Source organism: Serratia sp. CY44782 (assembly GCF_052168715.1).
In the GTDB taxonomy this organism is placed as follows: domain Bacteria; phylum Pseudomonadota; class Gammaproteobacteria; order Enterobacterales; family Enterobacteriaceae; genus Serratia; species Serratia nevei.
The window spans coordinates 345,590-371,400 of the sequence record NZ_JBJNME010000006.1 but is presented as its reverse complement, the minus strand read 5'-3'; the positions used below and the strand labels follow the sequence as shown (position 1 = coordinate 371,400).

Sequence of the window (25,811 nt, the reverse complement as noted above, 5' to 3'; positions counted from 1 at the left end):
CTCCTCACCGGCTCCACTACACCGTCAACACTACGCAGCTGTCGGTTTCCCAGCACAGACGCACTTCATCGCCCCAGGTCGGCATCCCCTTGCGGAAACGGTGGCCGTTTTGCAGCTGGGCGCTGATAATCTGCCCGCTGTGCAGCTTCACGTGGTAGATGGACAGATCGCCCAGGTAGGCAATGTGCGCCACTTCCCCCACCGCAAAGTTGCAGCCGTCTGCCGGCACCTGTTCGCACAGCAGGATCTTCTCCGGCCGCAGCGCCACCTGGATCGGCACGCCGTCCACCACCGAGGCGTCCGGATCGACCTTGATCGCATGGCGCAATCCGGGGCTTTGCAGGATCAGCGCGTCGTCGTGCCGCTCCTGCAATACGCAGTCGAAGACGTTGACCGAGCCGATAAATTCGGCGCTGAAGCGGCTGTTCGGATGCTCGTAGATCTCTTCCGGCTCGCCGATCTGCACGAACTTGCCGCGGTTCATGATGGCGATGCGCCCCGCCATGGTCATCGCCTCCTCCTGATCGTGCGTTACCATCACGCAGGTCACACCGACGCGCTCGAGAATGTCGGTCACTTCCAGCTGCATGCGATCGCGCAGCTTCTTGTCCAACGCGCCCATCGGCTCATCCAGCAGCAGCAGCTTCGGCCGTTTGGCCAGGCTGCGCGCCAGCGCCACCCGCTGCCGCTGGCCGCCGGAAAGCTGGTGCGGCTTGCGCCTGGCGTACTCCTGCATGTGCACCAGCGCCAGCATTTCCGCCACCCGTTCGGCAATTTCTGCCCGCGGCATTTTGTCCTGCTTCAGGCCGAAGGCGATGTTCTGCTCTACCGTCATGTGCGGGAACAGCGCGTAAGACTGAAACATCATGTTGATCGGCCGCTGGTACGGCGGCACGTGTGACATATCCTGCCCATCGAGCACGATCTGCCCTTCCGAGGGCTGTTCGAAGCCGGCCAGCATGCGCAGCAAAGTGGATTTGCCGCAGCCGGACGGGCCGAGCAGCGCAAAGATTTCGCCCTTGTAGATAGTAAGGCTGACGTCTTCGACCGCGTTCTGCCCGTCGAAGGTTTTGGTGAGGTTACGGATTTCCAGCAGAGGGGTGAAAACCTTCTGCGACTTGGCTTGAGGGCGAGGGATGGCGTCGTTCAATCGGGGTGCTCTCCGGCGTAAAGCGGCACAAAACCACGGCGAGCGCCGTGGCCCAAAACGGCAATGCAGGCGGGGGCACCCGCCTGCCGGTTTACCGACGATAGGGGGCTATCCCCCTATCATCACTTCCCGCTTTTAACTTTAGTCCATGCGCGGGTAATGACACGGTCCAGCTTCGGCGACTGCACGTTGAGCGTGAACAGCTTGGCGCGAACATCGGCCGGCGGATAGACGTTCGGGTTATCGCGCACTTCGGCATTCACCAGCGGCGTGGAATCCTTCACCGCATTGGCGTAGTAAACGTGATTGCTGATGTCCGCCATCACGTCCGGCTTCAGCAAGAAGTTCAGGAACTGGTAGGCAGCATCCTTGTTCTTGGCGTCCGCCGGCATGGCGAACATGTCGAAGTAGGTCAGCGCCCCCTCTTTCGGGATCGCATAGGCCACGTTCACGCCGTTCTTCGCCTCTTTGGCGCGGTTGGCCGCCTGCATCACGTCGCCGGACCAGCCGATCGCCACGCAAATATCGCCGTTCGCCAGATCGTTGATGTACTGGGAAGAGTGGAAATAGCGGATGTTCGGCCGCAGCTTCAGCAGCAGATCGTTGGCCGCGCCGGTGTAGTCCCCCGCGTTGGTGCTGTTGGGATCTTTACCCAGGTAGTGCAGCACGGTGGCGTAGACTTCGCTCGGCGCATCGAGGAAGGAAACGCCGCAGCTTTTCAGCTTCTCGAGGTTTTCCGGCTTGAAGATCAGATCCCAGCTGTTGACCGGCGCGTCTTTCCCCAGCACCGCCTTCACCTTGTCGACGTTATAGCCGATGCCGGTGGTCACCATCATGTAAGGGATGCCGTATTTGTTGTCCTTGTCGTTGTGCGCCACCAGCTTCAGCATCTCGGGATCGAGATTTTTGTAGTTGGGGATCTTGCTCTTGTCGAGCGGCTCGAAGATGCCGGCCTGCGACTGACGCTCGAGGAAGTTGGACGAAGGAACCACCAAATCGTAGCCGGTGCTGCCCGCCATCAGTTTGCCTTCCAACACCTCGTTGGAGTCAAAGACGTCGTACACCACCTTGATACCGGTTTCTTTCTGGAATTTGGCCAGGGTATCCGGCGCGATATAGTCGGACCAGTTATACACGTGCAGCGTTTTCTCTTCGGCTGACGCCGTGACGGACGCGGCCATCAGCAGGCCGGCAACCACACCCGATAACCACTTTTTACGTTGGGTGACCATCCGTAACTTCCTCCAAAACAGGGTGAATCATAGAATTGAACTTGTATCTGCAGCGATACAAAACCTTTCCTGATTGAGCGCAATCGTTGCAACCGCGAACTGAATGGCTATGCATATGATTGCATGTGCCTTTTTTCACTGCCCTGCTCGCGTGGTCACAAGGGAAATCGCAAGCCCTTTGCAGAATCAGCAGCATAGTCGCTGCTACCGCAACCCGCCAGCCCCCAGGGTAAAAAACGCCTTTTATCGATTTTTTATGCAGTTTTTCTCTATGTGATACGCCATTAACGGCACAAAAGGCGAGAAAGATCGGGCGGCAAAGGCCAAAGTGCAGAACATTTTATTGCGGAGGGGAATAACGGCAGCATGCCGCCGGAGCGACGGCATGCTTAAGGTACGGCGAGGATCAGTGCAGCATCGGCTGACGCACAGCGCCAGCGGGGATCTCTTCTTCATCCCCCATAAACAGCAGATCGTTCGCCCGCGCTTCGAGGATCACCATCGAGACCTGCTCTTCACCCTGCTGCATAAAGTGGGTGAACTGCTCATAGGTGATGCCGACCGCCACGCTCAGTGACTGGCAGACGATCAGCTTCGGCAGGTTGTCGTCCTGAATGTCGACAAAGGCTTTGATGGTCAGCGAACTGGCGTTGATTTGGCTCAGATCCGCCACCAGCGGGATCAGCGCGGTCGGCTTCACCTCGGCCAGCGCGGAGAACAGAATGACGTTGTCCACCAGATCTATCTTGGCGTCGAACACGCCGTCGAAGTTCTGCATGTGCGGCAGGTGCAGCGCCTGGCAGGAATCGCACTCAAAGAAAGAAATGCCCGACTGATCCAGCCAGCGCCGCAACAGCGCCAAATCGGGGACAATGAGTGAATCCATAATAACCAGCCTCACAATATTCAATACGCGAAAAGGCGCATAGCTTACGGAATATTCACCCGATACGCCACGATCAATGCGGCTTAATTCACTAATTAAGATATTGCTCGGCGGGAAAAGCGCGCCGCCCGCCCCGTCACCCGCCGGATTTCAGGCGAAAGCCAGGCCGGCCGCGCTGCTCGATGTATTCGATCATCATGCCGGCGATGTCCAGCCCGGTGGTGGTTTCCACGCCTTCGAGCCCCGGCGACGCGTTGACCTCCATCACCAGCGGGCCGCGCTCGGCGCGCAGGATATCCACCCCGGCGACGTCCAGCCCCAGCGTGCTCGCCGCTTTCACCGCGATCGCCCGTTCTCTGGCGGTGATGGTCACCTTGCGGGCGGTGCCGCCGCGGTGCAGGTTGGAGCGAAATTCGCCGGGCTTGGCCTGCCGCTCGATGGCGGCCACCACCCGGCCGCCCACCACCAGGCAGCGCACATCGCTGCCCTGCGCTTCGCGCACGTATTCTTGCACCAGGATATGCGCGTTCAGGCCGCGAAAGGCGTCGATCACGCTTTCCGCCGCCTGGCGGGTTTCCGCCAGCACCACGCCGATGCCCTGCGTGCCTTCCACCAGCTTGACCACCAGCGGCGCGCCACCGACCAACTCGATCAGATCGCCGGTGTCGTCCGGCGAATGGGCAAAACCGGTGATCGGCAGATCGATGCCCTGCCGCGCCAACAGCTGCAGCGAACGCAGCTTGTCGCGGGCGCGGGTAATGGCCACGGATTCGTTTAGCGGGTAGCTGCCGAGCAGCTCGAACTGGCGCAGCACCGCCGTGCCGTAAAAGGTGATGGCGGAGCCGATGCGCGGGATCACCGCATCGTAACGCTCCAGTTGGCGGCCGCGATAATGAATGGTGGGCGCCGCCGGATTGATGTTCATGTAGCAGGAAAGCGGATCGATAATATCGATGCTGTGCCCGCGATCTTCCGCCGCTTCACGCAGCCGCTTGCATGAGTAGAGCGTTCCGTCGCGAGAAAGAATGGCAATTTTCACTCGTCACCCCAAAAAAGCCAACGCCTGCCTGGCAGGCGGGTTAGCGGCCGCGGCGCTCAGGCGCGCGGATCGCTGTCCTGATTATCTTTCGATTGCGGCTTGCGGCGATCGTTTTCCGGCGGCAGACCGCCGCGCATCAGCGGCCCGAAGCCCTGCACCACGCGCCACACCAGAAACGCCGCCGCCGGCACCATCAGCGCCACGCCGAGGAAAATCATGCCGACCGCCGCCTGCTGCGACGCCAGCCAGCCCGGCAGCTGCAGGTGGCCGTGAATGCTGAGGTAGGCCAACACCAGCATCACGATGCCCAGCCCTTCCAACACCAGCACCGGGCGCGGTAAGTCACCGAATGAACGCATATTTTTCTTCTCCAGAAGGTCTGCCCCCAGTGTAGTGAATTCCCGTCGGCGGCAACAGCCCCGGCCGACTAATTGGTTACATGAATCAGATTAACAGGTAATTCCTGCTTTTTTTTCACCGCCTCAACGGGCATAGTAGGCGCCATCTGACGCAGGTAATGACTTTTTCGGTGACGGGATGTCGTTGCGGTCGCGAACAATTTATTGAAAATCTAATTAAGGAGCGTTGCATGTTTGCAGTAATCTTCGGGCGTCCTGGCTGTCCTTATTGTGTCCGCGCTAAAGAACTGGCGGAAAAACTGACTGAAGAACGCGACGATTTCAACTTCCGTTACGTTGACATCCACGCGGAAGGCATCACCAAGGCCGATCTGGAAAAAACCGTCGGCAAACCGGTTGAAACCGTGCCGCAGATCTTCCTGGATGAGAAGCACATCGGCGGTTGCACCGATTTCGAAGCTTACGCCAAAGAACACCTGAACCTGTTCCAGTAAGTTTTTGAACGACAAAGACAAAAAAGGCGCTTAACGCGCCTTTTTTTATTGCCGCTGCCGCCGGTGCAGCTGCTGCAGCGTCTGCAACAGGCCGAGGGCGAACAGCATCAGCATCGCGCCGAACACGCACCAAAACACCGCGCTGGTGGCGTACGCCAGCTCCTGCCAGAACGAAGAGGACGGCGTCAGCCAGAAGTGGCGGATCAACAGGCACAGCGGCAGCGCATACAGCGCGCCGAGCAGCGGGCAAAGCAGCCGCTTGCGGCTCGACAGATAGCTGGCGATCGCACCGGGGATCACAAACAGCAGCAGGCCGGTTTCGCCGTGGTGCTCATGATCCGTGCTGCCGAACAGGCCGGTTTGCTGGCCGAGAAACACCAGGCTGAACAACAGAAAACAGCTGAGAATGCCCAGCCAATATCTATAACTCGTCATGCGAATTCTCCCCCGCCCAATTACTGCATCAATAGAAATCGGCCTGGCCCCCGCACGGAGACGCTGAACCGAATTTTTTCCTTGGTCAAAAGAGAGTTAAATGCGCACGGCGGCGCAGGAAATCAGCTTTCTGTGCTGGCTGTCATCGGTCATAGCGTCTAGAATGAACGCCGCCGAACGATGGTTCGCTTCGCCTTACGCTGGTGGTGATTTATGACGTCGTTTTAAGGCTGAATTTATCTCTTATAGTTATCTATATCAAGCACTTACTGGTAAACAATAAGTTATCCTCCGTGAACATAAACGTCGCTAGTTTGTTAAACGGTAACTACATTCTGTTACTGTTCGTGGTACTCGCACTGGGGCTGTGCCTCGGTAAACTCCGTCTGGGCTCCGTCCAACTCGGTAATTCCATTGGCGTTTTGGTGGTTTCGCTGCTGCTCGGCCAGCAACACTTCGCCATTAACACCGAGGCGCTGAATCTCGGCTTTATGCTGTTTATTTTCTGCGTCGGCGTGGAAGCCGGGCCCAACTTTTTCTCGATTTTCTTCCGCGACGGCAAAAACTACCTGATGCTGGCGCTGGTGATGGTCGGCTCGGCGATGGTGCTCGCCATCGGTCTCGGCAAGCTGTTCCACTGGGACATCGGCCTGACCGCCGGCATGCTGGCCGGCTCGATGACTTCGACGCCGGTGCTGGTGGGCGCCGGCGACACGCTGCGCAACACCATCGTCAACGGCCCGGCGCTGCTGGCGGCGCAGGATCATCTGAGCCTCGGCTACGCCCTCACCTACCTGATCGGTCTGGTCAGCCTGATCTTCGGCGCGCGCTACCTGCCGAAGCTGCAGCACCAGGACCTGTCCACCTCTGCACAGCAGATCGCCCGCGAACGCGGCCTGGACACCGACAGCCAGCGCAAGGTCTACCTGCCGGTGATCCGCGCCTACCGCGTCGGCCCCGAGCTGGTGGCCTGGGCCGACGGCAAGAACCTGCGCGAACTGGGCATCTACCGCCAGACCGGCTGTTACATCGAACGCATCCGCCGCAACGGCATTCTGGCCAACCCGGACGGTGACGCGGTGCTGCAGGTGGGCGACGAGATCTCGCTGGTCGGCTACCCGGACGCCCACGCGCGGCTGGACCCGAGCTTCCGCAACGGCAAGGAAGTGTTCGATCGCGATCTGCTCGACATGCGCATCGTGACCGAAGAGATCGTGGTGAAGAACAGCAACGCGGTGAACAAGCGCCTGAGCCAGCTGAAGCTGACCGACCACGGCTGCTTCCTCAACCGCGTGATCCGCAGCCAGATCGAAATGCCGATCGACGACAGCATCGTGCTCAACAAGGGCGACGTGCTGCAGGTGAGCGGCGACGCACGCCGGGTGAAGAGCGTGGCGGAGAAGATCGGCTTTATCTCGATCCACAGCCAGGTGACCGACCTGCTGGCGTTCTGCGCCTTCTTCATCATCGGCCTGCTGATCGGCCAGATCACCATTCAGTTCAGTAACTTCTCGTTCGGCATCGGCAACGCCGCCGGCCTGCTGATGTCCGGCATCATGCTCGGCTTCCTGCGCGCCAACCACCCGACCTTCGGCTACATTCCGCAGGGCGCGCTGAACATGGTGAAAGAATTCGGCCTGATGGTGTTTATGGCGGGCGTGGGCTTGAGCGCCGGCGCCGGCATCGGCCACAGCCTGGGCGCGGTCGGCGGCCAGATGCTGATTGCCGGGCTGATCGTCAGCCTGGTGCCGGTGGTTATCTGCTTCCTGTTCGGCGCCTACGTGCTGCGCATGAACCGCGCCCTGCTGTTCGGTGCGATTATGGGCGCCCGCACCTGCGCGCCGGCGATGGAGATCATCAGCGACACCGCGCGCAGCAACATCCCGGCGCTGGGCTATGCCGGCACCTACGCCATCGCTAACGTGCTGTTAACGCTGGCGGGTTCACTCATCGTGGTGCTATGGCCGGGGATACTCGGCTGATCGATTAGCGGGAGAGATGGATCGGCGACAAAAATATTTTGATTTTTTTGTCGCTGACCAGAACTTTCGTTGGGGGCCGCAGTCTGAATTAGTGCCACTGCTTTTCTTTGATGTCCCCATTTTGTGGAGCCCGATAATCCCGCCTTTTAGGTTCAAGATTATCGGGTTTTTTGTTGCCTGAAAAACGTATTACATCAACGGCCCACGGCCCCAAAATGCACATTTTTGCTGTGGTTCGGTCACACATCCCTCTTCTCATTCGTCATCTATATGTGTTAACCCGATAAATGAGGAGTTCTTATGACTACGTTAGTGAATACCGATCCTGTCAATCATGCGCAAACCATTGCCAACGTTTTTTCCGCACTGCTGAAAGTGCATGGCGCTATCGATGCGCACAATCTGGAGCGCAAGATCTACCATCTCGTCCTCCTGCGCGCTTCGCAAATCAATGGCTGCGGTTACTGTGTCAAGATGCATACCAAAGAAGCGCGCGAGGACGGTGAAACCAACGCACGTCTGGACAGGCTGGTGGTATGGGAACACGTTGATGATTTCACGCCTCGCGAGCGCGCCGCATTTGCCTGGACAGAAGCGTTAACGCGGCTTGAATCCCATACCGAGTATGGCCCACTGCGCGCGGCATTGCGCGCGTACTATTCCGAGGAAGAAATCAGCGCGCTAACCGCAAATATCACTATGATAAATCTGTGGAATAGAATTCATATTTCCGGTCACTAATATGAAAAACGACAAGTATGCAGCACTGTTCGAATCGAGAAGACCGTTTCTGATCGGCCTCGCCTATCGTATTTTAGGTTCTCTGGCCGACGCGGAAGATGCCGTGCAAGATACCTATATCAAATGGTTACATGCGGATCGCCACAGCATTCTGAATCCTGCGGCCTGGCTGACCACCGTCTGCACTCGTCGTTGCCTTGACCTGCTGCGCGCCGCGCAGCAGGCTCGCGTCGATTATGTCGGTATTTGGCTACCAGAACCCATTCAAACCGCCGTAGCCAAAACGCCCGAGCATACGTTGGAACTCGCATCGTCGCTGTCGACGGCCTTTATGCTGTTGCTCGAAAGACTCACTCCCCGCGAGCGCGCAGCCTATTTGCTGCATGACATCTTTGACTTGCCCTACGCGGATCTCGCCACGACATTAGGTGGGGAAGAAACGGCGTGTCGTAAACTGGTGTCACGCGCGCGCGAAAAAGTTGGCCGCCCAGAGGAGCGTAAAACCCAGCCCACAGAGCGGCAGGAGGCGTTGCTGATCGCTTTCAAAACGGCGGTGGAAACGGCAGATATCGGACCGCTTTTGACCCTGCTGTCCGAAGACGTTAAGCTCAGTGCGGACGGCGGCGGCAAAGTGCCCGCCAACCTGGCTGAACTCATCGGCAAACGTGACGTGCTCGAGTTTATCGGCGGTAAATTGCCAATGTTTTGGCAAACCTATGTCTGGCAACACGCGCTCATCAATGGCGTGCCGGGCGCCTTGCTATCCGAACAAGGCCGTATTACGGCGTCTGTCAGTCTCAGCTTGAATGCCGAAGGCCGACTGGCTCAGGTATTTATCGTGCGCAACCCAAGCAAACTTTCGCAACTCGACCGTCTGTGGACAATGCCTCTGCGGTAAGAACACCTTTACAACATGTGCCCAGTTTCTGGTAATACAGCGAGACGGCTTATTGACTGACAGGAGCAGGCGGCCATTTCCCACCACGCTTAATTAGCTCGTCTTTGATGCGCTCAAGAGACTCTTTCGCCTCACTGCCGTCCTGACTCCTATTAATCAGCCGTTGCAGTTGATTACCCATCGTCCAACCCGAGTTGCCTCTTATATCGCTATCGGCACCTTTTTCTAAAAGAAGAATGACGTGGTCATAGGAGTGATAGTCTAAAGCATCGATGAGCAGCGTATCACCCAGTGAATTTCTTATATTTATATCAGCACCATGCTCCAACATGACCTCTAATGTTTCTGTGTTTTTTGCAAAGATGCTATTAAATATAATGGGTTGATTATGAACCTTATCCCTAGCATTTGGAGAAAGTCCGCCCTCTAACATAGCCTGTATCCAGATACCTTTATCCGCTTTCATAACAAATTCAGCTGGGCTACCTGGCGTGTTGGGTTGAGGCTGTAAAGGATCTGCGCCGGCTTTTACCAAATCAGTGATAATTTTCAGCCTTTCAGGTGTGGTTTTATCATAGATGGCATTGTTTATTGCCCAGAACAATAAGGTCATGTCTTCCTTAGCTGGACGATTTAAGATCTCTTTGTTTACTGATGATAACTGTTTATCCAACTGCGGCCTATCACCATCATAAATGGCTTTGGCAATGTCCAATTGCTGACCGTCAAAATAATCCTGCGGTTGTAAATCCATACCTTGTTTGCACCCCTGCATGATGAGCGTAGACACTATCATCGTGATAATGAGAATAAGTTTTTTCATATTCTTCCCTTGATTGTGGCAATGTCATCGTCTTTTTCATTTTCAATGCATTGTATCGCCTGGTCTATACCGTGCTTGTCCAGCAGTGAGCCTGTTCCACCGGGAAGCGTGTGTTTTATTCCCGCGGCGTCAGGCGCCAACATGGACAGCCGTTCTTTCGCGATCACCGCCGGCGGATAAAATTTGAGGTCTTTGGCATCCTCCCACAAATCAACCTCCTGCAGCTTGGTCAACAGCTCCCCTTTCACGCGATACGCCTGAATATTATCGACACTGCCTATTATAGAGCCGCCGTATTTTTCTACGGTTCCCGCATGCAATCCAGCGGCATTAAACGTCCAAGCTGGCTTGCCGCTGGCCATGGAGGCAGCAGACGCCATGCCACCGCCTAATGAGTGACCTGCAACGTCGATATTGGATACCTTTGAAATTTTATCGCCAATACCAACCGCTTTTTTGTAGTATTCAGAATTAAGCCCTATTCCCTGAGCACCGTTGTTTTTCCAGTCACTGAGATTTTTAATGCCTGATAAGTCACCCCTTATTAAGGCTTTTTGGGTTGCGCGGCTTATTCCCTCCGGGAATTCTGGTGCCCGCGATCCGCGGAATACCACCGTCGGGTTCATCGCCTTGCCAAAGACACTTTCGTCTGGCTGATAAACTCGGGCTAAAAAGTCAGGATTCATTGGTTTGTCATAAAGCATGTTACTGCTCAAACCAAGCCGGCCCAGCGCCCCATCATTGTTACTAATGTCCTTCCAGCCCTCAGGGATGTCTATCGTGTCCTTGAGCGGGTTAGTGGTCTTGTAAACATTCTCAGCCAACTTCGCCTTTTCGACCGCGACGTTGTTCTCCGCCAATCGCTGTGCCGCCATACGTGCATCCGGGTAAATGCTGCGGTTGCCTCGCCCTATCAGGTACTGGCGTTCTTGCCAGCGTTCTGCCTTGGTCATCGGACGAATGGCCTGTACCGTGGCGGCAACGGTTGCCACTGCGGTAGCGATAGCTTGCTGCAGAGGGGGATTCCGGGTCGTATTCTGCCTCGCCGGCAGCACCGTCGGTTTTGCCCGCCGGCCATAGCGGCTGACCATTTCTTCATAGCGGGCGATCACGCGCCCAGTTGGATAAAAGGCAGGAAGAGAGCTGCCGGGATAGCGCTGTAATCGGCCTTCCGCGTCGACGTAAAACACGTATTTGGTCGGCGTCCAGGCGCCTATTTCCTCATCAATCGCCAGCAAACCGCCCCGGTTGAGATCATCGAACACGCTGCGCTTCACAGCCGCGTCCTCACGATAACCGGTGACGCCAATACCGGATTGAGTATTACGGGTTATGGAATACCGGCTGCTTATCGATATGCCGGCTGCGCCGCCGAACAGATAATGCCGTTCCAGCTCATGGCGCGCTTGTGTCGGGGTGAGTATCCGGGAGAAACTTTCCGGCGCCGTGTGTTCAGAAAAGAGAGAGAGCAGCTTCATACGGCACCAGCCCGTACGTCGCTTCCCTGGGGCGGCGTTCCGGCCCCTTTCCTTGTCACCTCGCCGAGATTTAGCGAACGATAACGCATTGGATATCCTTATCTTGCAAGTCACTGCATGTCCGTGAATGTTCGAAAAACTAGCACAATTCAGCAAAGATTGCTTTGTTGTCTTGCTGTTCACACCGTAACGCTCGGTGGAGGAAATCCATGCAGTGCCGTTTTTCGGCAACGGCGTCTGGCAAACGCCATAGGAAAATAAATCTCAGATAAAAGCCTGGCGGAGAATCAGAAGGGATATAGAGCAAAAGAAAAATGGCACACCCGACGTTGCTGGGCTGCTTTTGCTGCGCCGGCCCAGGCCGGCGCACCAACGCCCGTTTAGAACCGCTGTTTGATAGGTTCATCACTGTTCAGATTGCCGTTGGCCTGCGCTTCCCTGCAGGTGATGGGGCCAAAGGCCACCACTTTGCCGTCGCTGTTTCTGAAGCCGACGTAGAACGGCGTCACGGTGCCGTTCGGCAAGCGGTGGTTATAGTCGTGGCACACGCCCTGGCCGTTCAGCGTCGGCCGGGTGGCGATCGGCGCGCCGAAATCCCGGCTGACCGAGCGCTTGTCGGCGCCGACGTGAAAGGCCTCGGCGATCTTTTGATCGCGCAGCAGGCTGAAGGTATCGCAGCCGGTTAACAACAGGCTCACCGCCACAACGGCACTCCCTAACCCTTTATTCATTTTTCACTCCCTCTATATATATTGAATCTGGCGGCAATTACGCTGTTTTGCCGGGTAAACGTCGGCGAGCGCCCAAGGGCGCGCCTGCTCGCTAGAGCATTAAAAAGAGAAGCCATACAAATTAATGATTCAACGAATGAGATAACCGCCCCATCGCCGTGGAAAGAACCGAATGGAGACGCGTTACAGTTTGCGGATCACATTGCCAATCAGGCATTTCACGGCGTTGACTTGCGCCGTCAGCCCCGGCTTGTCGGCGGGAAACACGCCGTCCAGCGCCGCGGTACCGACGGTGAAGCCAACCGCATTGCCCGTCACCACGGCGGCGATGCGATCTTCGCGGTCGATAGACCCGGCGATATAAACCGGTTTGTCGACCGCATCGCACACCCGCCGAATCAACGTCGGCACGTCGCCGGCAAAGCGGTAGGCCAGCAGATCCAGCCCTGTCACGCCCGATAAAGCGGCGCGCTGGCGGGCGCTGGCGACAATGTCTTCGATGTCACCTTCCAGCACGCTGGGATGGCCGCTGATGCGGCCGGCAAACGGATAGTAGCGCAGGCCAGACTGACGAATGATCGGCAGCACGCTTTCCGGCCGCGTCCCCCCCATCAATACATCAACGCCCAACGCCAGCGCCGCGCGCGCCGAATTCATCTCGCTTTCCTCATCCAGGCTAACCACTTCCAGATAAGCGGTGGCGCCACCGGCGTGGATCGCCTGCGCCAACTGTTTGAGTTGATCCAGCGGCAGGCCGATATCCTTAAAGCCGATATGCTTCACGCCGGCAGCCAGCACCTCTGGTAGCCGCGCTTGCGCATCAGGCACCGTGCTGTCGTTGCGCGTCAGCATGAAAATAAACTCGGGTGTGTGCATGGTGTTTCCTTATTGTCTTCAGGTGATATGAGTTATTGGGCGTGCAACATTTTTTCCGCCTGCCGGAAGGCGTACAGCAGGCTGGCGTGTTCCGCCCGTCCGCTGCCCGCGATATCGAACGCCGTACCGTGGTCGACCGAGGTGCGGATAAACGGCAGGCCGACGGTGACGTTAACGCCATGATCCACCCCGAGATATTTCACCGGGATCAGGCCCTGGTCGTGATATTGGGCGACCACAATGTCGAACTCCCCGCGCCGGGCGCGCATGAAAACGGTATCGCCGGGCCAGGGGCCGCTGACGTCCAACCCCTGTTCCCGTGCCAGGGCGATGGCGGGCACGATGACGTCAAGATCTTCGCGGCCGAACAGGCCATTCTCCCCGGCATGCGGATTCAGGCCGGCCACCGCAATGCGCGGTTTCGCAATGCCCAGCGCCCGACAGGCCGTTTGCGCCAGATGAAACGCGCGCAGTTCGTTTTCCACGGTCGCCGCGTCGATGGCGTCCCGTAGCGAAACGTGAATGGAAACCAGGATCACCCGCAGCTCGTCGTTGGCCAGCATCATGGCGAAGTCCGGGGTGCCCGAGCGCGCCGCCAGGATCTCGGTGTGCCCCGGATAATCGATCCCCGCCAGGCGCATCGCCTCCTTGTTCAGCGGCGCGGTGACGATGCCGGCGATACGCCCCGCCAACGCCAGATCGATGGCGGCAACCACCCAGGCATAAGACGCCGCGCCCGCGCGCTTATCGAGCCTGCCGAGGGGCAAGTCCGCCGGCAGCGCAACGCCGGCGGAATAGACGGCGGTTTCTCCCCGCATCCAGGCTTCGTCCCATCCCGCCAGCGAGGCGGGCAGCTCGCGGATGTGCAGCGTCAGCCCCAGACTGGCCGCCGCGCGCGCCAGGGCACCGGCATCGCCAATCACTACATAAGGCGTGCTCAACCGCTCTGTGGCCGCCAGTTTGGCGATGATCTCCGGCCCGATGCCGGCGGGATCGCCCATGGTTATCGCCAGCGGCAAGGTGGAAAGGGTCATCGTTCTTCTCCTTCTCGGTCAGCGCGCAACCGGGTTACGCAGTTCAACAACGTGGCAGCCCGGCCAAAACCGCCCGCCTTGGTGGCGAACGGCAGCCTGCGGCCCGGCAGATTTAACAACCCGAAAGGCACGCCGGGTTCCACCTCACCGAACAGCGTCAATGAGCCGGCCGCCATGGCGTCGACGATGCGCCGCGCGGTATCGCCGCCGGTCGCCACCAGCCCGTCGAAGGCGGGCGTGCAACGGCTGACGACCGCGCCCAGCGCCGCGGCATGATCCGCCGCGGCCGCTCGCGACCGGGGCGACATCAGGCAAACCACATCGGCACGCGCAAACGCCGCTCGCACCTCTTGCGCTACCGCCTCGGGATCGGCCGCTTCCGGCAGCGTGACCAGCACCGCGCCCGCCTGCCGCAGGCTTGCCAGCTGGGCGTCATTCGCCGGATGCAGGCTGCCAATCGCCACCAGCACCTTGCGGGCTCGCAGCGGCGGTTGAGCGGGCGGCGCGTTCTCCTCCGAGGACAACGCACGCGACAGCGCCGCCGCCAGGCCCGGCGATCCCACCCACACCACCGGTTCGGCAATGCCAATCCGCCTCACGACCTCATCCAGCTCGCCGTTGTCTGCGGCGTCGAATACCTGAAAGCGCGTCGGCTCCAGCCCCGCCATGCGCTCCATGACGTAGCCGGTGACGATCGGGTTCTTCGGATCGCGCGCAAAGGCGGTCTGCTCCAGCGCGACGCCGTCGACGTATTGCCGGCCGCCCACCGTGGTGCGGCCGGCATCCGGGAAGGCCGGCGCGACGATGGCGAGACGGCGCCCGCTGCCCGTCAGCGCCCCGCGCGTTTCCGGCCCCAGATTGCCGCGCAGCGTGGAATCCACCGTTTTGTAGATGAGGCGCGCCGGTTTCACGCAGGCGGCGGCATGGCGAAAACGCCGCTCCGCCTGCTCCGGCGAAACGAAGCGGGAATCTAAATCGAAGGCGACGATCTCCGCGTCCTGCAACGCGGCATCGGGCAGGCGCAGCATGACGCAGGCGTTCAGTCCGCGTGCGGCGAACGGGGCCGCGCCGTCGAGCGCGCTGGTAAGATCATCGGCGAGAATGGCAATCATCGCAGTTACCCGTAAGTGGAAAGTGATGCACACTTTGGCGGATTTGGCTGGCAATAAAAAACGATTTGCGTAGTATCGATGATTGACAAAAACTCAATCAAAAGGGGGCGCAGTGCGTCAACGAAGATTGCCTAACCTGGCGGTATTGCGGGCTTTCGAAGCTACGGTGCGGTACGGCAGCGTGTCGAAAGCCGCCAAATCTCTCAACGTCACCGACGGCGCCGTCAGCCGCGCGGTGCGCGAATTCGAGCAGACCCTGGGATTCGCGCTGTTTCAACGCACCAGCCGCATGGTGCATCCGACGCCGCAGGCGCAAGAGCTGGCGAGCGAGATCGGCCGGGGGCTGGACAACCTGCAGTCGGCGATCGACCGCGCCTGTCGGCATCATCAGAATCGCCCGTTGGTGATCTCCTGCGAGCCGACCTTTCTGATCCGCTGGCTGATCCCGCGTCTGGCCGGTTTGCAGCAGGCGGTGGGGAAAGAGCGCGATCTGCAGCTGGTCTCCGCCGGCGGCGCCGTCGCCTTCTCGCGTGAAGGCATCGATCTGGCGATTCGCCGCAACGATTTCCCGATCGCCGACGACGTGGTCGCCCGCCCGTTCCTCAAAGAACGGGTCGGCCCGGTATGCCGCCGGGAGCATGCCGCGGCGGGGCGTGAACTGCGCGGTACCCTGCTCCACACCGAGACGCGCCCGTATGCCTGGCGCGACTGGTGTGCCCACAGCGGCATCGAGATCCGGCCGGGCAACGAGCTGCGTTTCGAACATTTCTATCTCAGCCTACAGGCAGCGGTCGCCGGTGCCGGTATAGGCATCGGCCCGTTGGCGCTGGTGGCGGATGATATCGTCAACGGCGCACTGGTGGCGCCATATGGCTTTGCGCCTGACGGGACGGATTACGTGCTGATGACCCAGGCCGACGCCCAGGAGGATGCGATCTTCTCAACGGTGTTGGATTGGCTGATCGCCATGGGGGAAGAAACCGAACGGGCGGTGTTGGTGGGCGAAAAAAAAGCGTAACGGGGGAAAGTCTCCGCCTGCCGCGCAGGGCAAGCGGAGTGGCGTCAGACGGCGATTACTTCTGTTCGGCCTGGCTTACGGTGTCTTCGGCTTTCCAGATGCGGTATTTCACTTCCGCGTCTTTCGGCGCGTACACCACGATCGGCAGGCGGCTGTTGTAGCGCTGCATCGCAGCATCACCCAGGTTGGCGGCGATGAATTGCTTGGTCTTGGTGTTGTCCGGGCATCCCATCAACGTGGAGGCCGGATCGGACAGCTTCTCCAGCACCAGGTAGTCATAGCCCCAGCCGGAGAGGGTTTTGGTCTCCAGCGTGCCGCCAATCATGTGGCGGTTGCAGTCCACTTCCAGCGTCTTGCCGATCAGCAGTTCCACCTTGTAGTTCTCTTCGTGCTCTTGCTTCGGCAGGTAGATCACCTGGCGGTTCATGCCCTTCTCGGCTTTCGGGTAAGGCGCGATTTTTTCCAGCGGCTGTTTGCTGATATCCGCATCATCACCAGAGGTCGCCGCCATGGCGCCGGCGGAAACGGCCATCAGCAGGCCAGAAAATACAACGGATGCCTTGTTCATGTTTTATCCCTACACGTTGTCAAATAATCCGCCTATAAACTAATACACTACAGCCAAGCTCGCCACAGGTTTAATCTTCTTTACAATAGGCGATCAATAGTGACAATCGCCTGATATCGCCGATTAACCGGAGTAATGACTCAGCGTTTCTTCAGGTTGGCAACATAGGCCTTCACCACCTGATAGACATAATCCTGGCATGCCAGCCCGGTTTGCGGATCGTATTTGCCCTGATTGGTGATGTTGTTGGACAACACGCGAATGCCGACGAACGGCACCTTGAACTCGGCGGCGATCTGCGCGGCGGAGGCGGTCTCCATCTCTTCGACCGACGTCCGATAGCGGTCGTGGAAATAGCGAATGCGATCCAGCTCGCTGTTCCATACGTCGGCCGAGCCGATCACCCCTTCCACGACCTTGCCCTGTCGGTAATCGCTCTTAACGCCTTGCGCAATCGCCAGCAGGTTGGGGTCGGCGGGAAACTGACGCAGGCTATGCGCCTTTTTGTCCTCGCCGGCGCTGCCTTTGGAAGCCAACAGATCCATCGGCTGCCACTGCCGCGAGTCGCTGCCTTCCCCCAACGCCTTGGCCGGCGTTTTGAACGCCCCGAGATTGACCGAATATTTGCCCAGCACGATGTCATATACTTTCAGTGCCGGATCCTGGCCGCCGGCGGTACCCTGGTTGATGATCGCCACCGGGTGAAACTGCGTGGCGGCGATCGCCGTGGCCGCCGCGGCGTTGGACATGCCCTTCAGCGTCTCCGACACCACCACCGGGTAGCCGTCTACGGTGCCGTGCCAAAAGCGCCAGCCGCCGATCTGCTCCTCGCGCGGGTTTTCCAACCGCTGGGCAAAACGTTCCGCCTCCACCGGCATGGCGCCCTGCACCACGATCGGCCCGGCGGCCGCAGGTTGGCCAAAGCTCAGCGGAGAAAAGGCCGCACCGGCAGCCGCCAACAGTAAGACACGCGCTTTATTCTGCATCACCACACTCTCATCCCGAAAAAAAGCAAACGATTACCTTAGCCGAAGGCGGTGGCCTCGGATAGGGTTTTCTTACCGGTGGACTAAGGTTTTCTTAAGACAGAATTATTACAGTGGCGTTATTCAATCCTGCCACCGAGCCTGCGCGTGAATCCAGAATCGTCATTAAATCAATCCTCAACGGCACCGCAAATTAAGACAACCGCCCTTTACTCCCTGCCGGCATCCTTTTACCGTTGGCAGGTTTTTGGCCTGCTGATCAGCGGCCTGCTGTTCCTGTGGCTCTCCCGCAACGAACAGCTGGACTGGGCGATCAGCAACTTTTGGTACGATCCCGCCAGCGGGCATTTCCCGTGGCAAAACAATTATTGGTTGGATCTGATCAACCACCGCCTGCTGAAGCAAATAGTGATCGTCGGGGCGGTGCTGACGCTGTTTTGGAGCATCTATCGCCGCAGCGCGCGCCTGATCGTGACCATGCTGTTGATCGGGATCGGCCCGTTGGTGGTGGGCATTCTCAAGGCCACCAGCGCGCACTCCTGCCCGTGGGATCTGATCGAGTACGGCGGCAAGGCGATGTCCTTCCCGCTGTTTGGCACGGTACCGGCGCTGCCGGGCCCCGGCCGCTGCTTCCCCGGCGGGCACGCTTCGAGCGGTTTCGCGATCATGGCGTTGTTTTTCCTGTTTTATCCGCAGCGTCCGCGCCTGGCCTGGTGGTGCTGGTGTGGCGGCATTGCGCTCGGCATGCTGATGGGCTTTGGCCAGATCATGCGCGGCGCCCATTTTCTTACCCATAACCTGTGGGCGGGTTGGTGGGTTTGGTTAAGCCAGTTGGCTATTTATTGGACGGTTAGCGGCTATTGGCGCCGCAAGACGAGGTAACGGTTATGGAACAGTTGAACCATTTTCTTTTCGCCTGGATCAATGCGACCCCGGCGTCTCCCGAGTGGATGATCGATTTCGCCACCTTTTTGGCGCGCGATCTGATCATTATCGTGCCGCTGCTGATCGTCGGTCTGTGGCTGTGGGGGCCGCAAAGCCAGCTGGTTTCGCAACGCCAGGTGGTAGCAAAAACCACTATCGCGCTGCTGTTCGCCATGCTCGCCGCCGCCACCATCGGCGCGCTGCTGCCGCATGAACGCCCGTTCGTTGCCGGCGTTGGCTATACCTTCCTGGCACATGCGCCGGACAGCTCGTTCCCGAGCGATCACGGCACCGCCATCTTTACCTTTGCGCTGGCGTTCCTGTTCTGGCACCGGGTCTGGTCCGGCGTGCTGCTGATGATCGTCGCCGTCGGCATCGCCTGGTCACGCGTTTACCTCGGCGTGCACTGGCCGCTGGATATGGTCGGCGGTTTCCTGCTCGGCCTGGTCGGCTGCCTGTTCGCCCAGCTGGTGTGGAATCTGTTCGGCGATGTCATCGCCGACAAGCTGTCGCGCCTGTATCGTTTCCTGTTCGCCTTCGCCATTCGCCGTGGCTGGGTGAAAGAGTAACTGCACAATATGACCGGGGCGTTACCGCCCCGTTATTTCACACCACGCCGGTGGTCACGCAAAACGCCCGCGTTTTTCCCGCTCCCAGCATCATTCCCGCCTCTTCCTCCAGCGCATTCGGGCGACAGTTCGCCGGCTGGATAAAAGCCAGCAGCCGCCGGTTGCCCTGAACGGCGATACGCCGCAGGCCATAGTTGAATTGCCCGGTAGCGAAGCGCGTCACATAGCGCCGGCCTTGCGGTGCCAGCATAAAGAACTCGGCCTGATCCACATAGCGCGACAGATCGTCGGAGCACAGCAGTTCCTGCCCGAGCGCATCCCCCAACAGCGCCGGCGCCGGCAGGTTCTGACGGAATACCGCGTCGGGAATGCAGCCGTAGTTGAGGCGACACACATAGCGCAGCGGCTGCGGCCGCTCGGCCAGGTTGGTGACCGTCATCTCAATGGCGAACTGCGCGCTCTGCGCCGCCAGACGCAGCGCCGGGCCGATGCGCCAACGCCCACCCGCCCGCTCCCCTTCGCCGTGCAACGTCAGCTCATCGCCCGCCAGCTGCAGCCACACGCGTTGCATCTGCAGCGGATCACCGTCCTGATTCGGCCAGGCAGGGCAGAACGCGGCATCGTCAGCGCGCTTTCTTCCGGCGCCCTTTACGCTGCGGCGGCCCGACTTCAGCGAATAACCGTCAAACTCGGCGTCCCAGATCGCGAGGCCCTGATACGGCAAAACCGTCAGTGCGCCACGATGATTCGCCAACGTCAGCATCGGCCCGCGTTCTGTACAGCGATGCGTGCTCACCGCGAAATCCGCATTGCGGAACAGTTCCTGCCGATGCGCCCCGAAAGCTTCAGGAGCCAGATCGATGTTGATCTTCATCTTTTTTCCCTCGACGTTGCGCCCGCGCAGGTCGCGAGCCCTGGAATGTTATTTAAATAACAAATGAAACGCCTTTAAGTTATACCTATAACAGCCTGATAGCGATGATCGGATCGACATTTTTTAAACATCACTAGGTTTATCGGCATCTGAATGTTATTATTTTCACATTATCCATCCCGTTTACTGTCTTAACCTCACTAAGGAATCGCGATGACCACCGAAACCATCGATTACGCCAGCTATGTTGACCACACCCTGCTGGCGATGGACGCCACCGAACTGCAGATCGCCAAACTGTGCGAAGAAGCTCAGCAGCACAACTTCTATGCGGTATGCGTCAACTCCGGCTACGTGCCGCTGGCAGCCCAGCTGCTGCAGGAAAGCACCGTAAAAGTCTGCTCGGTGATCGGTTTCCCGCTGGGTGCCGGCCTGACCGTCGCCAAAGCCTTTGAAGCCAAAGCGGCAATCGCCGCCGGCGCGCAAGAGATCGATATGGTGATCAACGTCGGCTGGTTGAAAAGCGGCCTGCTGGACGAAGTGAAAGCCGACATCGCCGCCGTGCGCGAGGTTTGCGCGGCGATCCCGTTGAAGGTAATATTGGAAACCTGCCTGCTCAGCGATGCGCAGATCGTCCAGGTTTGTGAAATGTGTCGCGAACTCGATGTGGCCTTCGTGAAAACCTCCACCGGCTTCAGCACCGGCGGCGCTCGGGAAGAGCACGTCAAACTGATGCGCGAGACCGTGGGCAGCGAAATGGGCGTGAAAGCTTCCGGCGCCGTGCGCGATCGCGCCACCGCCGAGAAGATGATCAACGCCGGCGCCACGCGTATCGGCACCAGCTCCGGCGTCGCCATCGTTTCCGGCGCCCAGCCGGCGGCGGGCAGCTACTGATCGTCGGCATGCCCTGACGGGCACAGCCAATACACTCCGATGCGGGACAATACGGGCGGCCAAGGCGGCCCGATATTGCCCCGCATTGTTGTGTTTAGCGCCGGACACGCCGGCACGCCCTTTTACCTCTACTACCTGTGGGAAGACGGACCTATGGAAACGCGGCGCGAAGAACGTATCAACCGGCTAGTTCAGGCGTTAAAGCGCGCTGACAAGATCCACCTGAAAGAAGCAGCCGTGCTGCTGGGGGTCTCGGAGATGACCATTCGCCGCGATCTGAGCGCCGAACCGGCGGCGGTGGTGCTGCTCGGCGGCTATGTGGTGACCGATCCGCGCAGCAACGGCGTGACCAACTACTTCGTTTCCGATCAAAAAGCCAAGCAGGTGACGGAGAAACGGCGCATTGGCCTGCTGGCGGCCCCCTTAATCAATGAAAACGACACGGTGTTTTTCGACTGCGGCACCACTACCCCGGCGATCATCGACGCCATCGCCGACGAGCTGACCTTCACCGCCGTCTGTCATTCGCTGAACACCTTCCTGGCGCTGCAGGACAAACCGAACTGCAAGGTGGTCCTGTGCGGCGGTGAGTTCAAACCGAACAACTACATCTTTTCCAGCGTCAGCGGCCGTAACGAGCTCGATCACATCTGCCCGAACATCGCCTTTATCTCCGCCGCCGGCCTCAGCCTGCAGCACGGCGCCACCTGTTTCAACTTCGACGAGCTGGAGATGAAGCATCGCGCCATGGCGATGGCGCAGCAAAAGATCCTGGTGGCAGACCACAGCAAGTTCGGCAAAACCAAACCGGCCTGCATCGGCCCCCTGACGCAGTTCGATCGGGTGATCAGCGACCGCCAGCCGGACGCCGACTTCATGGCGTTCTTCAACGACAACGCCATCGCTACCCGCTATTAATCCGCCTTCTGCGCCGTCGAAGCCGACGGCGCACCGCTGCAATCCCCTTCTTTCCCCGCCCGAAAATGAACAAATAATGCGCAATCGATTCGCGTTTTTCGCTTATCCGCACGCAACATCAGGTTAATAAAATGCAACAGGTCACCCGGGTGATTATTTTCTCGCAGGCTAAACCGGCTGTCGGCTGCGTGAATTAACGACTATTTATGGCTTTTATATGATAAATCGCGCCAAAGGCCGGGATGTTTAAATAAACGGCGGTTTAAGCGATTGCAGCAAATCTCGCCAATACCTGTTAGTTATCTGTTATTTATATGATGAATGGTTACGCATTTTTATCCGCTAACCACGTAAGTAATTTCCCTTCGTTATTAGCGGTGTTTTTTAATTAAAAACCATTAAAAACAAACAGATGAATTGAATTTTACTTAAAAATACAATGTGATCTACGTCACTAAAACTGCTTAATCCGGGTTTTTCGCTAGATCCAAAACCACGCATAAAATATATTGCTCGGCTTGCTGCTGAGCACAGCGCTTTATCCGGCTAATTATTGTACAAACCGCATAATCGCAGAAATCTTTATGAGAGCGTTCTCAGCACAAAATCTTACACAAATGTGCAACAAATGCGCGAAAAATCGATAAAAAAGCGGATAACTGCACATATTGCGCATTTGAGAGCAGGATCACGGTTGTTTCTACTGTAAATCGTTATCTTGCCGCCAACAAAAATCGACAGGCAAAGACCTGTCGGCAGCGGTAACGACTTTTATCGCCCGTGACGGTGAAAAGTCTTTAGTGAATTACCCGGCGCTGTGCCTTGGTAATGAACGCAATAAACAACCAGGGGGACGCCAAAACATCCCCGCAAGCAACACCTGATTCTTACCGCAAGCGTTGCCTGAATAGGACGTTTGACGGTTTAACCTTAAGTTTTGCCTTTTAATTTTAAATTCGTGTTCACTTCGGAGATATTTATGGACACTACACAGACCGGCACAATTGCCTCTGCGGCCTCGGGCTCCAGCAGTACCTGGCGTAAAACGGATACCATGTGGATGTTGGGCCTGTACGGCACCGCCATCGGCGCAGGCGTCCTGTTCTTGCCCATCAACGCCGGTATCGGCGGTTTGATTCCTCTGATCATCATGGCCATCATCGCTTTCCCGATGACCTTCTTTGCCCACCGCGGCCTGTGCCGTTTCGTTCTGTCCGGCAAAAATCCCGGTGAAGACATCACCGCCGTGGTAGAAGAGCACTTCGGCATCACCGCCGGTAAGCTGATTACCCTGCTGTACTTCTTCGCCATCTACCCGATTCTGCTGGTTTACAGCGTGGCGATCACCAACACCGTCGACAGCTTCATCACCCACCAGTTGGGCATGACATCGCCACCGCGCGCCATCCTGTCGCTGATCCTGATCGTCGGCCTGATGACCATCGTGCGCTTCGGCGAGCAGGCCATCGTGAAAACCATGAGCATCCTGGTCTTCCCGTTCGTCGCAGTGCTGATGCTGCTGGCCGTCTATCTTATCCCTAACTGGACCGGCGCCATCTTCGAAAACGTGTCGCTGTCCGGCAGCGGTACCGGCATGGGCCACGGCCTGATCATGACCCTGTGGCTGGCGATCCCGGTAATGGTGTTCTCCTTCAACCATTCGCCGATCATCTCCGCCTTCGCCGTCGCCAAACGCGAAGAGTACGGCGCAGACGCCGAGAAAAAATGCTCCCGCATTCTGGCTTATGCACACATCATGATGGTGCTGACCGTGATGTTCTTCGTGTTCAGCTGCGTGCTGAGCCTGACGCCGGAAAACCTGGCGGAAGCCAAGGCGCAGAACATCTCGATTCTGTCTTACCTGGCTAACCACTTTAACAACCCGATGATCGCGTACATCGCGCCGGTTATCGCCTTCGTCGCCATCACCAAATCGTTCCTGGGCCACTACCTGGGCGCCCGTGAAGGCTTCAACGGCCTGGTTGCCAAGTCGATGAAGAGCCGCGGCAAAACCGTCAGCACCGCCAAGCTGAACCGCATGACCGCTATCTTCATGCTGGTGACCACCTGGATCGTCGCCACCCTGAACCCAAGCATCCTGGGCATGATCGAAACCCTGGGTGGCCCAATCATCGCCATGCTGCTGTTCCTGATGCCGATGTACGCCATCCGTAAAGTGCCTGCCATGCGCAAGTACAGCGGCCACATCAGCAACGTGTTCGTGGTTGTGATGGGTCTGATCGCCATCTCTGCTATCGTGTTCAGCCTGCTCGGCTAATCACGTCCGGCCGGCGCCGCTGCGCGCCGGCCCTCCCGCACTCCCCCATTTCCCGTATTCACCGCCTGAAACCTGAAGAAGGAGGCGAGACCATGGTCAGCGTTTTCGATATTTTCAAAATTGGCATCGGCCCATCCAGCTCCCACACCGTTGGCCCGATGAAAGCCGGCAAACAGTTCGTCGACGATCTGATCGCCCACCAGCAGCTGCAGGACACCACCCGCGTGGTGGTCGACGTGTACGGTTCGCTGTCGTTGACCGGTAAAGGCCACCACACCGATATCGCCATCATCATGGGCCTGGCCGGCAACCTGCCGCACGACGTGGACATCGACAGCATCCCGGACTTTATCCGCGACGTCGAACAGCGCGGCCGCCTGCCGCTGGCCAACGGCCATCACGAGGTGGATTTCCCGCTGCACGGCGGTATGAACTTCCACAGCGACAACCTGCCGCTGCACGAAAACGGCATGCGCATCCGCGCCTTCGCCGGTGAGCGCCTGCTGCACAGCAAAACCTATTACTCGGTCGGTGGCGGTTTCATCGTCGACGAAGAGCACTTCGGCCAGTCCGCCGAGGGTGCCACGCCGGTGCCCTACCCGTTCAAATCGGCGCACGATCTGCAGCAGCATTGCAAAGACACCGGGCTGTCGTTGTCCGGCCTGGTGATGCAGAACGAGCTGGCGCTGCGCAGCAAGGCGGATATCGACGCGCACTTCGCCGACGTCTGGCAGGTGATGAGCGCCGGTATCGAACGCGGCATCAACACCGAAGGCTTGCTGCCCGGCCCGATGAAAGTGCCACGCCGCGCCGCCGCGCTGCGCCGCATTCTGGTGACCGGCGATAAGAACAATATCGACCCGATGAACGTGGTCGATTGGATCAACATGTTCGCGCTGGCGGTCAACGAAGAGAACGCCGCCGGTGGCCGCGTGGTCACCGCGCCGACCAACGGCGCCTGCGGCATCATCCCTGCGGTGCTGGCTTACTACGACAAGTTCATCCGTCCGGTAAACGCCAATTCCTACACCCGCTACTTCCTGGCGTCCGGGGTGATTGGCGCGCTGTACAAGATGAACGCCTCGATCTCCGGCGCCGAAGTGGGCTGTCAGGGGGAAGTGGGCGTAGCCTGCTCGATGGCGGCGGCCGGGTTGACCGAGCTGCTGGGCGGCAGCCCGGCGCAGGTGTGCATCGCGGCGGAGATCGCCATGGAGCACCATTTGGGGCTGACCTGCGATCCGCTCGCCGGCCAAGTTCAGGTGCCCTGCATCGAACGCAACGCCATTTCCGCCGTCAAGGCGGTCAACGCCGCACGCATGGCGATGCGCCGCACCAGCGAACCGCGAGTTTGTCTGGATAAGGTGATCGAAACCATGTACGAAACCGGCAAAGACATGAACGCCAAATACCGCGAAACCTCCCAGGGTGGGCTGGCGATCAAGGTCGTGGCCTGCAACTGACCGCCACGGCGAATCACTAAAGGCGCCGGCCGGTCCGATCTGGCCGGCGCCG

The 25,811-nt window shown here is 58.7% G+C and carries 26 protein-coding genes; 11 read left to right on the top strand and 15 right to left on the bottom strand.

The window, feature by feature from the left end:
- Positions 1-16: 16 nt before the first annotated feature.
- The 5 genes from potG to ACJ8HT_RS14070 all read right to left on the bottom strand — a co-directional run bounded on the left by potG (position 17) and on the right by ACJ8HT_RS14070 (position 4,666).
- A complete protein-coding gene (gene potG, locus ACJ8HT_RS14090) occupies positions 17-1,150 on the bottom strand; it encodes a putrescine ABC transporter ATP-binding subunit PotG (protein WP_038880684.1) in 1,134 nt (377 codons plus the stop codon).
- A gap of 122 nt (positions 1,151-1,272) precedes the next feature.
- Positions 1,273-2,382 carry a spermidine/putrescine ABC transporter substrate-binding protein PotF gene (potF, locus tag ACJ8HT_RS14085; protein WP_141958668.1) on the bottom strand — a complete coding sequence of 370 codons (1,110 nt, stop codon included), beginning with the start codon at positions 2,380-2,382 and terminating at the stop codon, positions 1,273-1,275.
- 406 nt (positions 2,383-2,788) lie between these two features.
- Positions 2,789-3,268, bottom strand: a complete 480-nt coding sequence (locus ACJ8HT_RS14080; protein WP_004938666.1) for a YbjN domain-containing protein — start codon at positions 3,266-3,268, stop codon at positions 2,789-2,791.
- 136 nt (positions 3,269-3,404) lie between these two features.
- Positions 3,405-4,307, bottom strand: coding sequence for a 30S ribosomal protein S6--L-glutamate ligase (gene rimK, locus ACJ8HT_RS14075; protein ID WP_038880682.1), 903 nt, complete (start codon positions 4,305-4,307; stop codon positions 3,405-3,407).
- Between the two features lie 56 nt (positions 4,308-4,363).
- A complete protein-coding gene (locus tag ACJ8HT_RS14070) occupies positions 4,364-4,666 on the bottom strand; it encodes a YbjC family protein (RefSeq protein ID WP_033646672.1) in 303 nt (100 codons plus the stop codon).
- Positions 4,667-4,896: 230 nt separating this feature from the next.
- Between ACJ8HT_RS14070 and ACJ8HT_RS14065 the strand changes: the two genes are divergently transcribed.
- Positions 4,897-5,160, top strand: a complete 264-nt coding sequence (locus ACJ8HT_RS14065) for a GrxA family glutaredoxin (RefSeq protein ID WP_004938676.1) — start codon at positions 4,897-4,899, stop codon at positions 5,158-5,160.
- Between the two features lie 45 nt (positions 5,161-5,205).
- On the opposite strand, the gene ACJ8HT_RS14060 is transcribed toward ACJ8HT_RS14065, so the two are convergent.
- Positions 5,206-5,595: an inner membrane protein YbjM gene (locus ACJ8HT_RS14060; protein WP_033637808.1), complete on the bottom strand. Its 390-nt coding sequence runs from the start codon at positions 5,593-5,595 to the stop codon at positions 5,206-5,208.
- A gap of 293 nt (positions 5,596-5,888) precedes the next feature.
- Here ACJ8HT_RS14060 and ACJ8HT_RS14055 point away from each other — a divergent pair, with 293 nt between their 5' ends.
- The 3 genes from ACJ8HT_RS14055 to sigJ all read left to right on the top strand — a co-directional run bounded on the left by ACJ8HT_RS14055 (position 5,889) and on the right by sigJ (position 9,216).
- The gene (locus ACJ8HT_RS14055; RefSeq protein ID WP_047728000.1) at positions 5,889-7,577 is read left to right on the top strand and encodes an aspartate:alanine antiporter; all 1,689 of its coding nucleotides are present in this window, start codon (positions 5,889-5,891) and stop codon (positions 7,575-7,577) included.
- 300 nt (positions 7,578-7,877) lie between these two features.
- On the top strand, positions 7,878-8,318 hold the full coding sequence (locus ACJ8HT_RS14050) for a carboxymuconolactone decarboxylase family protein (protein ID WP_087762253.1): 441 nt from the start codon (positions 7,878-7,880) through the stop codon (positions 8,316-8,318).
- A gap of 1 nt (position 8,319) precedes the next feature.
- Positions 8,320-9,216 carry an RNA polymerase sigma factor SigJ gene (gene sigJ / locus ACJ8HT_RS14045; RefSeq protein WP_194572170.1) on the top strand — a complete coding sequence of 299 codons (897 nt, stop codon included), beginning with the start codon at positions 8,320-8,322 and terminating at the stop codon, positions 9,214-9,216.
- Positions 9,217-9,265: 49 nt separating this feature from the next.
- Here the strand turns inward: sigJ and ACJ8HT_RS14040 are convergent, their stop codons facing one another.
- The 6 genes from ACJ8HT_RS14040 to ACJ8HT_RS14015 form a co-directional block, all read right to left on the bottom strand.
- On the bottom strand, positions 9,266-10,039 hold the full coding sequence (locus ACJ8HT_RS14040) for an ankyrin repeat domain-containing protein (protein WP_197652066.1): 774 nt from the start codon (positions 10,037-10,039) through the stop codon (positions 9,266-9,268).
- Positions 10,036-11,517 (bottom strand): phospholipase, encoded by a 1,482-nt coding sequence (locus ACJ8HT_RS14035; RefSeq protein ID WP_197652067.1) that lies wholly within the window; start codon positions 11,515-11,517, stop codon positions 10,036-10,038. Before ACJ8HT_RS14035 ends, ACJ8HT_RS14040 begins: the two co-directional genes overlap by 4 nt.
- A gap of 380 nt (positions 11,518-11,897) precedes the next feature.
- Positions 11,898-12,248 carry a hypothetical protein gene (locus ACJ8HT_RS14030; RefSeq protein ID WP_197652068.1) on the bottom strand — a complete coding sequence of 117 codons (351 nt, stop codon included), beginning with the start codon at positions 12,246-12,248 and terminating at the stop codon, positions 11,898-11,900.
- A gap of 183 nt (positions 12,249-12,431) precedes the next feature.
- Positions 12,432-13,124, bottom strand: a complete 693-nt coding sequence (locus tag ACJ8HT_RS14025; protein WP_194572166.1) for a 4-hydroxythreonine-4-phosphate dehydrogenase — start codon at positions 13,122-13,124, stop codon at positions 12,432-12,434.
- 32 nt (positions 13,125-13,156) lie between these two features.
- Positions 13,157-14,158, bottom strand: coding sequence for a 4-hydroxythreonine-4-phosphate dehydrogenase PdxA (gene pdxA, locus ACJ8HT_RS14020; RefSeq protein ID WP_149572168.1), 1,002 nt, complete (start codon positions 14,156-14,158; stop codon positions 13,157-13,159).
- On the bottom strand, positions 14,155-15,324 hold the full coding sequence (locus ACJ8HT_RS14015; RefSeq protein ID WP_197652069.1) for a four-carbon acid sugar kinase family protein: 1,170 nt from the start codon (positions 15,322-15,324) through the stop codon (positions 14,155-14,157). The genes pdxA and ACJ8HT_RS14015 overlap by 4 nt, the downstream gene beginning before the upstream one ends.
- 58 nt (positions 15,325-15,382) lie before the next feature.
- On the opposite strand from ACJ8HT_RS14015, the gene ACJ8HT_RS14010 reads away from it, so the two are divergent.
- Entirely contained in the window at positions 15,383-16,288 is a 906-nt protein-coding gene (locus ACJ8HT_RS14010; RefSeq protein WP_060440311.1) for a LysR family transcriptional regulator, read from the top strand.
- 55 nt (positions 16,289-16,343) lie between these two features.
- Here the strand turns inward: ACJ8HT_RS14010 and eco are convergent, their stop codons facing one another.
- On the bottom strand, positions 16,344-16,856 hold the full coding sequence (gene eco / locus ACJ8HT_RS14005) for a serine protease inhibitor ecotin (RefSeq protein WP_049202226.1): 513 nt from the start codon (positions 16,854-16,856) through the stop codon (positions 16,344-16,346).
- Between the two features lie 140 nt (positions 16,857-16,996).
- On the bottom strand, positions 16,997-17,842 hold the full coding sequence (locus tag ACJ8HT_RS14000; protein ID WP_197652070.1) for a 5'-methylthioadenosine/S-adenosylhomocysteine nucleosidase: 846 nt from the start codon (positions 17,840-17,842) through the stop codon (positions 16,997-16,999).
- A 147-nt stretch (positions 17,843-17,989) separates the two neighbouring features.
- Here ACJ8HT_RS14000 and ACJ8HT_RS13995 point away from each other — a divergent pair, with 147 nt between their 5' ends.
- Positions 17,990-18,724, top strand: coding sequence for a phosphatase PAP2 family protein (locus tag ACJ8HT_RS13995; RefSeq protein WP_197652071.1), 735 nt, complete (start codon positions 17,990-17,992; stop codon positions 18,722-18,724).
- A gap of 5 nt (positions 18,725-18,729) precedes the next feature.
- Positions 18,730-19,335 (top strand): undecaprenyl-diphosphate phosphatase, encoded by a 606-nt coding sequence (gene ybjG, locus ACJ8HT_RS13990; protein WP_060421609.1) that lies wholly within the window; start codon positions 18,730-18,732, stop codon positions 19,333-19,335.
- 37 nt (positions 19,336-19,372) lie between these two features.
- Here ybjG and ACJ8HT_RS13985 read toward each other — a convergent pair whose 3' ends face one another.
- Positions 19,373-20,209, bottom strand: coding sequence for a hypothetical protein (locus ACJ8HT_RS13985; RefSeq protein WP_194571707.1), 837 nt, complete (start codon positions 20,207-20,209; stop codon positions 19,373-19,375).
- A gap of 213 nt (positions 20,210-20,422) precedes the next feature.
- Here ACJ8HT_RS13985 and deoC point away from each other — a divergent pair, with 213 nt between their 5' ends.
- The 4 genes from deoC to ACJ8HT_RS13965 all read left to right on the top strand — a co-directional run bounded on the left by deoC (position 20,423) and on the right by ACJ8HT_RS13965 (position 25,759).
- A complete protein-coding gene (gene deoC / locus ACJ8HT_RS13980) occupies positions 20,423-21,103 on the top strand; it encodes a deoxyribose-phosphate aldolase (RefSeq protein ID WP_038881133.1) in 681 nt (226 codons plus the stop codon).
- Between the two features lie 153 nt (positions 21,104-21,256).
- Positions 21,257-22,021 carry a DNA-binding transcriptional repressor DeoR gene (gene deoR / locus ACJ8HT_RS13975; protein ID WP_060421601.1) on the top strand — a complete coding sequence of 255 codons (765 nt, stop codon included), beginning with the start codon at positions 21,257-21,259 and terminating at the stop codon, positions 22,019-22,021.
- Positions 22,022-23,000: 979 nt separating this feature from the next.
- Positions 23,001-24,299, top strand: coding sequence for an HAAAP family serine/threonine permease (locus ACJ8HT_RS13970; protein WP_038881129.1), 1,299 nt, complete (start codon positions 23,001-23,003; stop codon positions 24,297-24,299).
- A gap of 92 nt (positions 24,300-24,391) precedes the next feature.
- The gene (locus tag ACJ8HT_RS13965; RefSeq protein WP_197652072.1) at positions 24,392-25,759 is read left to right on the top strand and encodes an L-serine ammonia-lyase; all 1,368 of its coding nucleotides are present in this window, start codon (positions 24,392-24,394) and stop codon (positions 25,757-25,759) included.
- The last annotated feature ends 52 nt before the right edge of the window (positions 25,760-25,811 follow it).

Excerpts from the sequence above, each read along its gene's own strand:
- potF (WP_141958668.1), bottom strand. The coding sequence starts at position 2,382 with ATGGTCACCCAACGTAAAAAGTGGTTATCGGGTGTGGTTGCCGGCCTG.
- ACJ8HT_RS14080 (WP_004938666.1), bottom strand. The coding sequence starts at position 3,268 with ATGGATTCACTCATTGTCCCCGATTTGGCGCTGTTGCGGCGCTGGCTG.
- ACJ8HT_RS14070 (WP_033646672.1), bottom strand. The coding sequence starts at position 4,666 with ATGCGTTCATTCGGTGACTTACCGCGCCCGGTGCTGGTGTTGGAAGGG.
- ACJ8HT_RS14065 (WP_004938676.1), top strand. The coding sequence starts at position 4,897 with ATGTTTGCAGTAATCTTCGGGCGTCCTGGCTGTCCTTATTGTGTCCGC.
- ACJ8HT_RS14060 (WP_033637808.1), bottom strand. The coding sequence starts at position 5,595 with ATGACGAGTTATAGATATTGGCTGGGCATTCTCAGCTGTTTTCTGTTG.
- ACJ8HT_RS14050 (WP_087762253.1), top strand. The coding sequence starts at position 7,878 with ATGACTACGTTAGTGAATACCGATCCTGTCAATCATGCGCAAACCATT.
- sigJ (WP_194572170.1), top strand. The coding sequence starts at position 8,320 with ATGAAAAACGACAAGTATGCAGCACTGTTCGAATCGAGAAGACCGTTT.
- ACJ8HT_RS14040 (WP_197652066.1), bottom strand. The coding sequence starts at position 10,039 with ATGAAAAAACTTATTCTCATTATCACGATGATAGTGTCTACGCTCATC.
- ACJ8HT_RS14035 (WP_197652067.1), bottom strand. The coding sequence starts at position 11,517 with ATGAAGCTGCTCTCTCTCTTTTCTGAACACACGGCGCCGGAAAGTTTC.
- ACJ8HT_RS14030 (WP_197652068.1), bottom strand. The coding sequence starts at position 12,248 with ATGAATAAAGGGTTAGGGAGTGCCGTTGTGGCGGTGAGCCTGTTGTTA.
- ACJ8HT_RS14025 (WP_194572166.1), bottom strand. The coding sequence starts at position 13,124 with ATGCACACACCCGAGTTTATTTTCATGCTGACGCGCAACGACAGCACG.
- pdxA (WP_149572168.1), bottom strand. The coding sequence starts at position 14,158 with ATGACCCTTTCCACCTTGCCGCTGGCGATAACCATGGGCGATCCCGCC.
- eco (WP_049202226.1), bottom strand. The coding sequence starts at position 16,856 with ATGAACAAGGCATCCGTTGTATTTTCTGGCCTGCTGATGGCCGTTTCC.
- ACJ8HT_RS14000 (WP_197652070.1), bottom strand. The coding sequence starts at position 17,842 with ATGCAGAATAAAGCGCGTGTCTTACTGTTGGCGGCTGCCGGTGCGGCC.
- ybjG (WP_060421609.1), top strand. The coding sequence starts at position 18,730 with ATGGAACAGTTGAACCATTTTCTTTTCGCCTGGATCAATGCGACCCCG.
- ACJ8HT_RS13985 (WP_194571707.1), bottom strand. The coding sequence starts at position 20,209 with ATGAAGATCAACATCGATCTGGCTCCTGAAGCTTTCGGGGCGCATCGG.
- deoC (WP_038881133.1), top strand. The coding sequence starts at position 20,423 with ATGACCACCGAAACCATCGATTACGCCAGCTATGTTGACCACACCCTG.
- deoR (WP_060421601.1), top strand. The coding sequence starts at position 21,257 with ATGGAAACGCGGCGCGAAGAACGTATCAACCGGCTAGTTCAGGCGTTA.
- ACJ8HT_RS13970 (WP_038881129.1), top strand. The coding sequence starts at position 23,001 with ATGGACACTACACAGACCGGCACAATTGCCTCTGCGGCCTCGGGCTCC.
- ACJ8HT_RS13965 (WP_197652072.1), top strand. The coding sequence starts at position 24,392 with ATGGTCAGCGTTTTCGATATTTTCAAAATTGGCATCGGCCCATCCAGC.